This is a genomic window from Bacteroides sp. AM16-13 (assembly GCF_003602705.1).
Classification (GTDB): Bacteria; Bacteroidota; Bacteroidia; order Bacteroidales; family Bacteroidaceae; genus Bacteroides; species Bacteroides xylanisolvens.
Map to the genome: position 1 here is coordinate 33,263 of NZ_QTLK01000004.1, position 13,930 is coordinate 47,192.

Sequence of the window (13,930 nt, forward strand, 5' to 3'; positions counted from 1 at the left end):
TGGTTGAGATTTCAGGTATTAATACTTGGGTTGCTGTATATATATGTTTGGGATATTGAATATGTGTATCCTTTAATGATGGTGATGATGTTCCCCTAAAACCCGATGAGGCAGTGTGCCGTGTCCCAATAGTTCGATGGGGCAGTTGAAGTTTCTTTCCAGCCATTCGGTAGTGACGCCCGTGTCCGGATGGTAATCCAGCGTTTCATTGACACAGGCGATGGATTTTACCTGTTGCAATACAGTGCCGATGTCGTGACTGACAAGGATAATGGCACATTCTTTATTGATTTCAGCCAATAACTCATAAAGGCGTGCTTCAAAACGCTTGTCGATATACGTGCTGGGCTCATCAAGAATCAACACTGCAGGGTCCGAGATGATGGCACGTCCTAACAAGGCACGTTGCAGTTGTCCACCGCTTAATTGTCCGATAGAACGGCTTTCGAGCCCTTCTAATCCCATGCGGGCGATAATCTGTTTGCCTTTCTCTCTCTGTTCGGGAGTGAACCGAGAGGTGAGCGACTTCTGTATGCTCAATCCGGACAGGATCACTTCTTCCACAGAAATAGGGAACTTTCGGTCTATGGTGCTGTATTGCGGCAGGTAACCGAGGAAAAGCTGGGATTTTGCGGAAGAGCTTTGAAAGGAACTTTTGGCAGATGTTTCTGTTGAAGTCCCTTCCGTAGATGTTCTTATGGGAGCCTTCTCGGGAGTATGGAATATAATTTCCCCTCCGGTTGGTTTTAACAAACCGAGGATGCACTTTATAAGCGTTGTTTTGCCGCCTCCGTTCGGACCTATAATACCTAGAAAATCCTGTTCGTAGATGCTTAGATTAACATCGTGGAGAACAGTGCGACCGTCATATCCGGCGGAAAGATTCTTTATTTCGATTATTGGTTTTATCATTGGAAAGGGCTTGATTGGTTCTTTCTTTATACGTTTATTTGGTGGCAGCTTGCGGCGCGAGGGCTTTGGCTACATTCAGCATTTCTTCTTCCCAGTCGTAACTTAGCGGATTGATAGGGATTACTTTCGTTCCGGTTTGCTGCGCGATGGTTTCCGCATTGCGTTTGTCAAATTCCGGTTGAACAAAGATAACGCGTACATCTTCTGCCTGACACAGGTCTATCAAAGCTTTCAGATGGGCGGGAGAAGGTTCTTTGCCTCCTTCTTCGATGGAAATTTGATGCAATCCGTAGTCGCGGGCGAAGTAGGAGAGGGCCGGATGATAAATCATGAAGGCTTTGGCTGCTTCGGGGGTGGAGAGTTGTCGGCGAATCAGGCTGTCGGTGTGCTGGATGCGCTGACAGAGAGAATCGTAACGGTTTCTATAATATGGTTCGTTTGCTTTATCCAGTTGACTAAGGGCCTTGTAGGTGTTTCCGGCGATGATTAAAGCATTACCGGTAGAATTCCATACGTGTGGCTCTACGGCGTGGATATGGCCGTCGTGACTGTTGTGGCCGTGGGCATGGTCATCATTGTTGAGTATGAGGTCGATTCCTTTCGAGGTGTCGAACACTTGGATATGGGGAGTATTGTTCATCAGGCGGTCCATCCAGGTTTGTTCGAAGCCGATGTACCCGATGCGGAAATAGGCTTTGCTGTCTCCTAAAGAAACAAGTTGCTGGGGGATAGGATCGTATGTCTCCGGGCTGGAACCTTTGGGCACCATGCTGACTACTTTGAATTTATCTCCGGCAATAGCTTCGGTGAAATAACGTTGCGGTTCCAGTGTGACGGTTATCACCGGCTTTGTCTCGTCATCGTTACTTGCTTGGGAGGAACGTCCTGTGCAGGCTGCCATCAGGAGGCAGGCACCAAGAAGGAAAAGTGTTCTCATATCTTTTAGTTGTTGTTTCATGATTTTTTCTGTTTCGGGGTTTCAATCTTATCTTGTTTCTACTCTTGTTTCCGGACCCGTAATATTTCCCGTTTACCACCCGGAGGTCCGGGGAGGCGTTCTACTGTGAATCCGGCTGTCTGCAACATTCGGCGTACTACACCTTTGGCACAGTAGGTAGTCAGAATTCCGTCTTTATCTAATAAAACATAGAGACGGTTGAATAGTTCTTGCGACCACATTTCCGGTTGCTTTTCCGGGGCGAAGGCGTCGAAATAGACTAGATTAAATGGAGAGTTGAGAGTTGAGAGTTGAGAGTCGGCTACGCTGTCATTGCTATTGTTCACTCTCAACTCTCCATTCTCAACTCTCAACTTATTCACGTCCGTTTCTATTTTTCGTAAGGTGAAGTGTGGCGTAAGCTGCACGTCTTTCTCCCAGGGCGATGTATGAAGCTGCTTAAACAATTCGATAGCCGGTTGTTGTTTTTCTTCATCATTCGGGGTAAATTGCTCATCGGTTGCTGTCTGCTTCCAATGTATGGTAAGCTGCTCATCGCTGGAGATATACCCTAGCTGTTCTACTGTCTGCCAGTCTAGTGGATAGAGTTCCAGTCCTGTATAGTGTATATTTCGTCTGCTTCTTTCCGCTTCTTCAAGGGTGAGCCAAGCGTTTAATCCTGTCCCGAAGCCGATTTCAAGAACACGTGGAGTAGCGGCAGGAGAGGCTTTCAGCCCCATATCGATGAAAATATGTTGAGACTCCGTGCGTGCCCCTTTCGTCGAATGATAATGTTCATTCAATTCCGGAACAAACAGAGTAGCGCTCCCGTCATCGGTTCTCTCAATTATTCTTTCCATCACTCAATCTTTAATACTTAATACCTAATACTTAATACTTAAAAAAGACCTCTACCCCGCCATAGCATCCCAGGCACTTTCGAGCACATACAGGAGAAGGATATAACGTATCAGTTTGCCGACAAACATGGAAACAATAGTAAGCCATGTGTTACTTCGCATAAATCCTAGTGCAATGGCGATCACTTCGCCAATGGCAGGAAGAAAGGTGAAGAATGCCATCAATGCCCCTTTCCCTTGCAGGAATTTCACCATTTTGTCTACCTTTTCTTTCTTTACCTTGAAGTATTTCTCAATCCAGCTAATTTTGCCCAGGCGCCCCATGTAGTAACAGGTCATTCCGCCCACTGTATTGCCCAGAGTGGCGGATATCAGACAGGCTATCGGGGGCAGGCCGAGTTTCACCAATGCCACCAGTACCAGTTCGGAACTGAAAGGCACGATGCTCCCAGCCAATAAAGCCGAGATGAATAATCCCGGAAGTCCCCATTCTATGAGGAGTTGTATCGTTGAATCTACAAAAGCGTCCATATATTAAAAGCGAATAAGAGGATGAGGCCGACCAATGAAATGATAAAGAACATATTCGAACTTTTACCATTGGTCAGTACAAAGAAATGTCCGATCAGGATGCTGTTGCTTATGATAAGCAAAGGCAGCAGGGCACTGCAATATATCGGTTGCAAGGCAATCAGCAGGAACAGGAAGAGCGTCAGGTCTATCAAGAACTGGAGATAGGCACGTGTGCGTATCTTATCCTCAAATCCGGCAGCGATGCAATGGACAGCACTGACGATAAACATCACGAGCAGATAGCCCAGTATAGCCAATTCCCAGGGTTGAAGGATTTGTAAGTTAAAGATTTCTCCGAAAGCTAATAGCTGGTTGAAAGGGCGGTAGAACAACTCCATCTCATTATAGAAGAAGGCGTGTCCGAACAGCATCCAGTAGGGCAGCATCCATCCGAGCAGCGCGCCGCAGAAACTACGCGGAGTGAGCGACTGGAAACGGTAGGCTTCGAGCAACCAAAGTACCGAGAGGATGGTGAGCTGCGGGAAAAGAATACTTCCCGCTCCGATAAAGAAGAAGGAATAGAATAGATAGCCCGCAGCTTGAGCTTGCTGATAGCTTTTAAACAGAAAATAAATGGAAATAAGAGAACCGAGGGCGACAATGTCTCCTATGTATAGTAAATGCATTCCCGGACAGACGGTAACCAGCAGGAAATAAATAGCTGTCTGCATGGAAGCCCTCATGCGGATAATACTGAACTGGTTGTTCAGCTCTATCAGAAAGTAGCCGATGATTGCGTAAACCAGAAAGCTGACAATTCGTTCTGCCCATCCCGGAAGCAGTAAATCGCGGGTGGATTGCAAGAAAGAAGAGCTGTCCTTGGGTGTTGTTGAGGCTATGGAGTCGGGAAATAAAAAGTAAGTCAACACCCAGCATAGGGCGCAGATAAAGATAACGGCAGGCAGGGTCCACCGTCCCGCTGTCACTTGACTTTGTAGTCTTTTATTTCTCATTGGTCTGTCAGTTCTTTTGCCGCCCGGCGGGCATATATCATCGCTTTGTAGGATCTATATGCCGTACAAATAGGGGATTTATGCCTGCCGTGGCGTATCATTACAGGTTGTTTCTTACAAATCGAATCCGATGTCGCGGCGGAAATACTTCTTGTCGAAGTCGATCATGTCTGCCACTTTGTAGCTCTGTGCCAGTGCTTCTTCTTTCGTTGCACCGTAAGAGCAAACGGCAATCACACGTCCGCCGTTCGTCACCACTTGTCCGTCTTTCATGGCTGTTCCGGCATGGAAGATGATGCTGTCGGTGGCGGCAGCCTGTTCCAGTCCGCTGATAGGGAATCCTTTTTCGTAGGCTTCGGGATAACCGCCGCTGACAAGAATGACGCAGCCGGCCGAACGTGGGTCCATCACCAGTGTTTTCTCGTTCAGATTGCCTGCCGCTGTGCCTTCAAGCAACTCTACGAAGTCGCTTTGGATGCGCAACATCACGCTTTCTGTTTCCGGGTCGCCCATGCGGACGTTGTATTCGATAACCATCGGTTCACCTTTCACCTTGATAAGACCGAGGAAGATGAAACCTTTGTAGGTGATCTTTTCTTCTTTCAGACCATTGATGGTCGGTTCGATGATACGTGTGCGTACTTTCTCCATATATACTTCATCAGCAAACGGAACCGGAGTTACGCTACCCATACCGCCTGTATTCAATCCTTTGTCGCCTTCACCGATACGTTTGTAGTCTTTCGCCACAGGGAGGACTTTGTAGTTGTCTCCGTCTGTCAGTACGAATACAGAGCACTCGATACCGCTCAAGAACTCTTCAATCACAACGGTTGCCGATGCGGAACCGAACATGCCGCCGAGCATTTCTTTCAGTTCTTTCTTCGCTTCATCCAGCGTAGGAAGGATGAGAACTCCTTTCCCGGCACAAAGGCCATCAGCCTTCAGTACGTAGGGAGCTTCCAACGTTTCGAGGAAAGCGAGGCCCTCTTCGAGGTTTTCGGAAGTGATGCTTTTGTAGCGGGCTGTCGGGATGTTGTGGCGCATCATGAAGCCTTTGGCAAATTCCTTGCTGCCTTCCAGTTGCGCTCCTTGAGCCGAAGGACCGATCACGGCAATATGCTTTAGCTCCGGACGGTTTTGGAAGTAATCGTAGATTCCTTTTACCAACGGATCTTCGGGGCCTACTACTATCATTTGGATGTTCTCTTTTAGAGCAAAAGCACTGATTGCTTCAAAATCGGTGGCTTTGATGTTGACATTCTCGCCTACGGCAGTTGTTCCGGCATTTCCCGGAGCAATGTATAGTTTTTCAACTTTCGGACTTTGGGCAATTTTCCATGCCAGTGCATGTTCGCGGCCGCCCGAGCCTAGTAATAATATCTTCATCTTTGTATTGTTATGGATTTATACTGTTATCTATGATTTGTATGGATACGGTGGTGTCTTTGTCAGTTTTATAAGTTCTGCTCAAAGTACCGGGTGATTTTCTCATGCAGATGTACACGGTCGCGTCCTGCTACGTTGTGCTTGTGGCACGGGTAGATAAACAGGTCGGGATAAGTGCGGGCATCTACACAAGCTTTCATGAACGACAGGGTGTGCTGTGGCACGCAAGTGTCGTCGTGGTCGTCGTGAATAATCAATAGGTGACCTTTCAGTTGGCCGGCAAGGTTTTTCAGATTACATTCTTTGTAGCCTTCCGGGTTGCTTTCCGGTGTATCCATATAGCGTTCGCCGTACATCACTTCATAATACCCCCAGTCGATTACCGGGCCTCCGGCAACGCCTACTTTGAATATTTCCGGGTAACGAAGCATCAAAGCGGTAGTCATGTGTCCTCCGAAGCTCCATCCGTGTACGCCGATGCGTTCGCTGTCTACGTAGGGGAGGGATTTCAGGAATTCAATACCTTTTACCTGGTCTTTACCTTCTTCGATGCCAAGACGGCGGAAGGTGGCATTTTCAAATGCCAGTCCACGGTTGCTGCTGCCACGGTTATCGATGGTAAACATGATATAGCCTTTACCTGCCATGTATGTGTCCCATCCGCGTGCGCCGTTTTGCCATCCTCCGGTGACGCATTGCGCGTGAGGACCTCCGTAGACGTATACGATGACGGGATATTTCTTGGCCGGGTCAAAGTTGGCCGGTTTCATCAGGCGATAATGCAGGTCGGTGGTGCCGTCTGCCGCTTTGATTGTTCCGGTTTCGATGCTTGGCATTTGGTAGCCTTCGTAAGGGCTTTCAGCAGTCAGCAGATTGGCTGTTTCTTTGAAGTTTTTGGTGTCTACCAGGTTGATGATGCGAGGCTGGTCTTTTGTTGAATAACGGTCGATAAGATAAGTGCCGGAAGCGCTAAGCATGCCGCTATGTTCGCTTTCTTTGCAGTTCTCGAACGGTTGGCTTATTTTTCCATTGCTCACGTTTACAGCGAAATGTCCGCTTCTCAAGCCTTCTACGGCTGTGAAGATGATTTCTTTACGCTTTGTGTTGAATCCCAGGACGTCGCTGACCAGCCAGTTGCCTTTGGTCAGTTGTTTGACTTTGCCGGCCTGGAAGTAAGTACCACCGTTGGCGCTGTTATAAGTTTCACCTTTCATGTTGGCTGCATTGGCATCAAAGAGATAAAGATGATTGTAGCCGTCACGCTGACTTTGATAGATGAACTTGGTAGGGTCCCACGGCAAAAATACGATTGCGTTTTGTGGCTCCACGTATTTAGGATGCATTTCTTCGTAGAGAACGCCCATCGGTTCTCCTGTTTCTGCGTTGTACTGGCAAAGTTTGGCGTGGTTCTGGTCACGGTTTACTTCAATCAGGTAGAGGCTTTTTTCATCCGGTGACCAGCTGATATTGGTGAAATAACGGTCTGTGGGATCACCTGCGTTCAGATAAATGCTTTTGCCTGTGGCAGGATTGTAAATGCCTACTTTTACCTGATGGCTCGTCATGCCTGCCATCGGATAACGTACATTGTTCACTTCGCCTACGCGTGCAGTGATGTCTACAAGCGGGTATTGTGTCACCATGCTCTCGTCCATACGGTAGAAAGCGAGCAGGTTGCCTTTCGGGCTCCAGAAAGTGCCTTTGTTGATACCGAATTCATTGCGGTGTACTGTTTGCCCGCAAACGATGCCTTCGGGTTCATTGGTTACCGCTTTTTCGTTCACATATAGATTGTTACCTATCGTGTATGCTACGTTTCCACTGGCTGCGCAATAGTCTTCATTATCCGCTCCGTCTTTTGTTTTGAGAGTGCTGACAACTTGATTGCTCTTGAAATCATATACAATGAACTTTCCTGCTATCGTGAATAGCATTTGTGGCTTATCGGCCCATGGGAAACTGACGGAATACAAGTGTGATAACTTTCCTGCCTTGTTCTCTTCAAGCACTTTGTTGATCTGTTCACGAGTGATAACCATTGTTTCTTTCCCCGTTTTGGGTTGAATCGAATAAAGGGTATCTACGCCCGGCTTGATACATTCGTCACCCCACCATTGCAGTCCGTACAGGTTGTCTGCATAGCGGTAACTCTCGCCACCCGGAATCAATTCTTCCAGTGTCGGCTTTTTGGTTTCTTGTGCCATAACATTGAATCCGATTGGTAGTGCCAACAATAAAAGCATGGCTCTTTTTCCAATTTTACTCATTGCTCTTTTCTTTATTATTTGTTTTAAATCCTTCTATTTTTACTCTGTCCAAAGGAGTCTGTCTTGATTGGATAATTGCACTTATTTTAGCAAAGGCATTAAATAGGTCGTCAAATTGTTTTTCGTAACTTTCCCTATCAGAGGTAATATCTTCTTCGAGATATTCGATGCGTTGTTTTAATTCTTCCAACTCCTTTTTAGGTATATTGGATAGAAGATATTGGCGCATACGTACAAAAGCACGGATAATATTGATATTTACTTCCACAGCGGTCTTGGATTTGAGGACGCTGGATAACATAACTATACCATATTCAGTAAATGCAAACGGAAGATATTTGATGTTATATCCTTGTCCTGTTTTCAAGGTCGCAATTTGCGACCTTGAAATTGCAACTTCTTCTTTTGTTAGCTCGAACATGAATTCAGCAGGAAAGCGTTCAATATTACGACGTACTTGTTCCTTGAGGCGTTTAGTCTCAACTCCATACATTTCTGCCAAATCAAAGTCAAGCATAACTTTTTGCCCTCTGATTTCGTATATTTTGTTTTCTATAATGGCTATATCATCCATCTTTTTTTGTTTAGACAGGTTCCAATTTGTGACTGAACATTAGAACTATGGTGTAAACTTGAAGTTCCAATTTGGAACTTCAAGTTTTTAATTAATTATTAACTAGCGAATTACAGGGTGAATAAGTTGTTGGAATTAGAATTGTTTATTCCTCTTCCTTCTTCGGAATCGTCGGCTCCCGATTTCCTTTAAACTCTCTCGGTCCTCTTGAATCTCTTCCTCCACGAAACTCTCCCCGCGGCTTTCTATCTCTTCCATCGCCACCTTTGAACTCACCACCTTCTCTGCGTGGCTTGTATTCTCCCTCTCTGCGAGGTCTGGATTCACCATCCCGACGCGGTTTGAATTCACCTTCGCGGCGTGGCTTAAATTCTTTTTTTTCTCTGAATCTTGGAGTCTGTTCTCCTTCAGCCTCTTTCTTTTCTTCTCCCTCTTCCTGGCTCTTGAACTCTTTGTATTTTCCGTCAAAAATCTCATATTTGCGGAACTCACACTCCAACGGTCCATTGAACAAAGGAACTTTCTGACTTGCTTTCAAACCAATCTGATCGAAACACTCTTCCCGATAAGAAAGCACCCATGCTTCATTTCCTACAAACGCATGTTTCAGACGTTCACCGATCATCTGATAAAGTCCAAGCAAATCATTAGTGGAAATACGTTCACCGTATGGCGGGTTAGTGATGATAATCGACTTCTCCTGCGGCTGTTCAAACTGCTGGAACGGCTGCAGCTTCAACACGATGTCTTTCGATACACCGGCAGCTTTTATATTATGAGTCGCAATCTCATTAGCTTTCGGATTGTTATCGTATCCGTAAATCTTATGAGCAAATTCGCGCTCCTGACTGTCATCATTGTAAATCTCATCGAACATATCCGCATCGAAATCTACCCATTTCTCAAAAGCAAACCCTTTACGGAATACTCCCGGAGCGATATTCTTAGCAATCAGTGCCGCTTCAACAGGGATAGTACCCGAACCACACATCGGGTCGATCAAATCACACTCTCCGCGCCATCCGGTCATTAGAATCATGCCGGCAGCCAATACCTCATTTAACGGGGCTTCTACTGCTTCCTGGCGATAACCGCGACGGTGAAGTGATTCTCCGGACGAGTCCAAAGACAACGTACAGGTAGTCTGTGCAATATGAATATTCAGAAGTACATCCGGATTGTTGATACGTACCGACGGACGTTTTCCTGTTTTATCACGGAAATAATCCACAATCGCATCTTTCACCTTATACGAAACGAATTTCGAATGGCGGAACTCATCGCTGAATACTACTGCATCGATAGCGAACGTCTTGTTCACATCGAGATATTCTTCCCATGGAATAGCCTGTATTTGATTATAAACCTCATCGGCATCTTTGGCTGTAAAGTTTTTAATTGGTTTCAGGATACGGATGGCGGTGCGAAGGCAAAAATTCGCCTTATACATCATACGTTTATCTCCTGTGAATGAAACCATGCGGCGTCCTATTTGAATGTCGTTGGCTCCTAATGCTGTCAGTTCTTCTGCAAGTATCTCTTCCAGTCCCTGGAAAGTCTTGGCTATCATCTCGAATTGTTCGCTCATATAGATTCTTTTGATTTTATTTTTTTGCTTTAGTTTGTACGATTCTTGCTCCTGCAGGAACATTCTCCGTTACCCAGATATTACCGCCTACGGTTGCGTCACGTCCGATGGTGATTCTTCCCAAAATAGTAGCATTGGAATAAACAATCACATTGTCTTCCAGGATCGGATGGCGGGGGATTCCCTTGATTGGTTTTCCGTCGGCATCCAGCGGGAAACTCTTGGCTCCCAGTGTGACGCCCTGATATAGCTTGACGTTATTTCCGATAATACTCGTGGCACCGATAACGACACCCGTACCGTGGTCGATAGTGAAGTGAGTGCCAATCTTTGCGGCCGGATGGATATCAATTCCCGTTTCGCTATGCGCCATCTCCGTGATGATGCGGGGAATCAAAGGAACACCCAGTTCCAGCAGTTCATGCGCGATACGGTAATTGCTGATCGCTTTAATGGCCGGATAGCAGAAAATTACCTCTCCATAACTTTCGGCAGCCGGATCGCCGTTATAGGCGGCTTCCACATCGGTTGCCAATATTCTTCTCATGGCAGGTAGCTTACTGATGAATTTAGCAGCAAGACGTGCAGCCTCTTCCCGTTTCGAGTCGGAGCAGACGTTGCATTTCCCCTCTATGGAAGTGCTAAAACACAATCCGGCCAGGATTTGCTCACAAAGTAAATCAAACAATTTTTCAATGTTGACGCCGATGTGATAATTAATTGTCCGGCTGTTAATAGTAGAATTTCCGTAATATCCGGGGAAGAGAATGGAGCGTGAAAGCTCAATAATTTCATACAAGACTTTAGCAGAGGGCAGTGGTTCGCCATCTTTGTGCTGATGAAACAGTCCTTTATAAGATTCGCTTTCCGATAGCTCATCGACTGCCTGTGTCAAAATGTGGGTGAAGTTCAGTGGACTCATTAGGTCAGTTACTCATATTTATATGGGCACAAAGGTATTAAAAAAAATAATAAAATTCGCTGGGATTCAGGATAAATAATGTATTTTTGTCACATTCAAAACATGACATGAATAAGGGGACTGATGAATCGGAAGACTGCTATGAAACTATTTGGACTGTTGGGGTTGTTGATGTTGTTGAGTTGCGGATATGCTGATAGATACCGCAATAACTCTTCGTGCGAACAGGTGTTGGTTGATTCTCTGGAAGTTCGTATACAGGATTCTTTGTTTTCCAATGTGCATTATTCCCGCTCACAGGTGCTTGACGCACTGACACAGGCGCAAGATTCCCAGGTCTACTATCGTCTGCTTGCCCTTTATGGGAAAACATTCTTTGTCTCTTCCGATTTTGATTCTATACTCTATTACAACCGTCGGGTAAAGGAATTTTCCCGCAATGCTTCCCAATCTCTCCAATCTCCCCAATGGAATGATGTATTATCCGATGTTTATAATATCGAAGGCAACGTGTGGATGCAACTGAACCGCCCTGATTCTGCAATTACCGACTATAAGAAAGCCTACGAATATCGCCTGAAAGGAAAGAAACTACACCTGCTCCCGGATATTTGTATCAATACTGCTGATGCCTACCTGCATCGCAGTGACTTGGCACACACTGCTTCGTATTATCGTCGTGCCCTGTTTCTCTGTGATTCGCTAAACTTGTCCGAGCACGCGAAATTCCCTGTCTACTACGGATTAGGGCAAACCTATATGGAGCTGCGGGATTTCGATTTATCCAATCATTACTATGAATTGGCCGGACAGTATTTCGATGAGATGAACGTGAGCGAACGATGGACTTATCTCAACAATCGCGGTAATCATTATTATTACCGGAAAGACTATCAAGAAGCCTTGAAATATATGCGCAGGGCCAATGTGCTCGTCTCTTCTTATCCGCAGATGGTGTTTGAACAGAATTTTATCAAAGTAAACCTGGGAGAACTGTACCTGTTGACTGACAAACTGGACTCCGCACAGGTCTGTCTGGACGAGAGTTATCGATTCTTCTCCGATATACAGCATAACTCGGCCGTACATTACATCGAAACCCAGATGATTGAACTGGCATTGAAGAAAGGAAATATAGCTCAAGCGAAAACAATGATTGCCCGGACTGCTCCTGTCGGTCATCTTGACGCCAATATGCTGACTATACGCAATCAGTATCTACAACATTATTTTGAACAGATTGGTGATTACCGTCATGCCTATGAGTATCTGAAACGCGATTGTCATCTGGATGATTCTATTCGTAGCGAACGAGTACAGATGCGTGTTGCCGAACTGGATATGCGCTACCGGCAAGATACAATCGTGCTTCGTAAAGAAATGCAGATTCAGCGACAGGCAGGAGAGATGAGGGTGCTCAAATTGAGCGTATTTATCTGGGTGCTTGTCTGCGTGCTGCTTGTGGCGGGAGTAGTGGTGGTGGTCTGGTATATGCGTAAAAAGAGGGAGTTTCTTCGTCAGCGTTTCTTCCAGCAAATCAACCGGGTTCGCATGGAGAACTTGCGGAGCCGTATTTCTCCTCATTTCACTTTTAATGTATTGGGACGTGAAATCAACCAGTTTAACGGCTCGGAAGAAGTGAAACATAATCTGATGGAGCTGGTGAAGTATCTTCGTCGGAGCCTCGAACTGACCGAGAAGTTGAGTGTATCTTTGCAAGACGAACTGGATTTCGTGCGTACATACATCGAATTGGAGCGTGGACGTGTGGGGGAGGATTTTGTAGCGACGGTCACAGTGGAGGACGGATTGGATGCAACCCGCATCATGATTCCTTCTATGATTGTACAAATTCCGGTAGAAAATGCGATTAAGCATGGACTGGCGGGAAAGGACGGAAAAAAGGAACTAAGTGTATATGTTTCCCGTGAAACAAATGGGATTCGTATAACGGTTACCGACAACGGACGCGGGTATCTCCCGCAGGTAGTTTCCGCCACACAGGGTACTGGTACAGGATTGAAAGTGTTGTATCAGACCATTCAATTACTGAATACAAAGAACAAGAGTGATAAAATACGTTTTAATATAACCAACAGAAGCGATGGACAAACCGGTACGGAAGTGTCGGTATATATCCCGTTTCGTTTTTCTTATGATTTATGATGGAGACAGAAGAAAAGTATAAGGTAGTCATCGTTGACGATGAACGTACAGCGATTGATGCTTTGCGCCGCGAGTTAGAGCCCTATCGTGAATTTGAAGTAAAAGGAATTGCAGGGAATGGTGCAAAGGGTAAAAAGATGATTATGGAGTTGCATCCGGATTTATTGTTTCTCGATGTGGAGCTTCCGGATACATTGGGGCTTAACCTGCTAAGTGAAATTAGAGAGGATATTTTGTGGGATATGAAGGTGGTGTTTTACACCTCTTATGATAAATACTTGCTTCAGGCATTGCGTGAGTCGGCTTTCGACTTCCTGTTAAAGCCTTTTGAGGCGGAAGACCTGAAAGTGATTATGGAGCGTTACCGGAAGGCAATGACCTCTGCTGCGCTTCCTCTTTTGCCTTCTTTTGCCTCTTCTATCAGTGCATTAATGCCACAACAAGGCATGTTTATGATTAGCACAGTGACGGGTTTCAAGCTTTTACGCCTGGAAGAAATCGGCTTTTTTGAGTATCTGAAAGACAAACGTCAATGGCAGGTAGTCTTGTTCAATCAGACTCGCCTGAATTTGAAGCGGAATACAAAAGCAGAAGATATTATCAGTTATTCACAAGCTTTTGTGCAGATTAGCCAATCGGCTATTGTAAATGTTAATTATTTGGCAATGGTTGATGGTAAGTGTTGTCAACTCTATCCGCCTTTTCACGATAAAAACGATCTGATGATTTCTCGAAGTTATCTGAAAGAACTGCAAGAGCGTTTTTTTGTTTTGTAATGTAGACCTTATA

12 protein-coding genes are annotated in these 13,930 nt (G+C 45.6%); 2 read left to right on the forward strand and 10 right to left on the reverse strand.

Going from position 1 to position 13,930, the window contains the following annotated elements:
* Nucleotides 1-72: 72 nt before the first annotated feature.
* The 10 genes from DW173_RS03910 to DW173_RS03955 form a co-directional block, all read right to left on the reverse strand.
* Nucleotides 73-912, reverse strand: a complete 840-nt coding sequence (locus DW173_RS03910; RefSeq protein ID WP_120143793.1) for a metal ABC transporter ATP-binding protein — start codon at nt 910-912, stop codon at nt 73-75.
* Between the two features lie 34 nt (nt 913-946).
* On the reverse strand, nt 947-1,870 hold the full coding sequence (locus tag DW173_RS03915) for a metal ABC transporter solute-binding protein, Zn/Mn family (protein ID WP_120143795.1): 924 nt from the start codon (nt 1,868-1,870) through the stop codon (nt 947-949).
* A 38-nt stretch (nt 1,871-1,908) separates the two neighbouring features.
* A complete protein-coding gene (gene mnmD / locus DW173_RS03920) occupies nt 1,909-2,709 on the reverse strand; it encodes a tRNA (5-methylaminomethyl-2-thiouridine)(34)-methyltransferase MnmD (RefSeq protein ID WP_120143796.1) in 801 nt (266 codons plus the stop codon).
* Between the two features lie 51 nt (nt 2,710-2,760).
* Nucleotides 2,761-3,240, reverse strand: a complete 480-nt coding sequence (locus DW173_RS03925) for a YqaA family protein (RefSeq protein WP_008641597.1) — start codon at nt 3,238-3,240, stop codon at nt 2,761-2,763.
* The gene (locus tag DW173_RS03930) at nt 3,225-4,235 is read right to left on the reverse strand and encodes a hypothetical protein (RefSeq protein ID WP_120143798.1); all 1,011 of its coding nucleotides are present in this window, start codon (nt 4,233-4,235) and stop codon (nt 3,225-3,227) included. Before DW173_RS03930 ends, DW173_RS03925 begins: the two co-directional genes overlap by 16 nt.
* Nucleotides 4,236-4,349: 114 nt before the next feature.
* The gene (gene purD, locus DW173_RS03935; protein WP_120143799.1) at nt 4,350-5,624 is read right to left on the reverse strand and encodes a phosphoribosylamine--glycine ligase; all 1,275 of its coding nucleotides are present in this window, start codon (nt 5,622-5,624) and stop codon (nt 4,350-4,352) included.
* A gap of 68 nt (nt 5,625-5,692) precedes the next feature.
* Nucleotides 5,693-7,891, reverse strand: a complete 2,199-nt coding sequence (locus tag DW173_RS03940) for a S9 family peptidase (RefSeq protein WP_120143801.1) — start codon at nt 7,889-7,891, stop codon at nt 5,693-5,695.
* A complete protein-coding gene (locus DW173_RS03945) occupies nt 7,884-8,465 on the reverse strand; it encodes an ORF6N domain-containing protein (RefSeq protein WP_087321029.1) in 582 nt (193 codons plus the stop codon). The genes DW173_RS03940 and DW173_RS03945 overlap by 8 nt, the downstream gene beginning before the upstream one ends.
* Nucleotides 8,466-8,610: 145 nt before the next feature.
* A complete protein-coding gene (locus tag DW173_RS03950) occupies nt 8,611-10,053 on the reverse strand; it encodes a class I SAM-dependent RNA methyltransferase (protein ID WP_120143921.1) in 1,443 nt (480 codons plus the stop codon).
* A gap of 16 nt (nt 10,054-10,069) precedes the next feature.
* Nucleotides 10,070-10,975: a serine O-acetyltransferase gene (locus DW173_RS03955; RefSeq protein ID WP_004296704.1), complete on the reverse strand. Its 906-nt coding sequence runs from the start codon at nt 10,973-10,975 to the stop codon at nt 10,070-10,072.
* Between the two features lie 123 nt (nt 10,976-11,098).
* Between DW173_RS03955 and DW173_RS03960 the strand changes: the two genes are divergently transcribed.
* Nucleotides 11,099-13,141, forward strand: coding sequence for a histidine kinase (locus tag DW173_RS03960; protein WP_049701519.1), 2,043 nt, complete (start codon nt 11,099-11,101; stop codon nt 13,139-13,141).
* On the forward strand, nt 13,138-13,917 hold the full coding sequence (locus DW173_RS03965; protein WP_049701520.1) for a LytR/AlgR family response regulator transcription factor: 780 nt from the start codon (nt 13,138-13,140) through the stop codon (nt 13,915-13,917). Before DW173_RS03960 ends, DW173_RS03965 begins: the two co-directional genes overlap by 4 nt.
* Nucleotides 13,918-13,930: the final 13 nt, after the last annotated feature.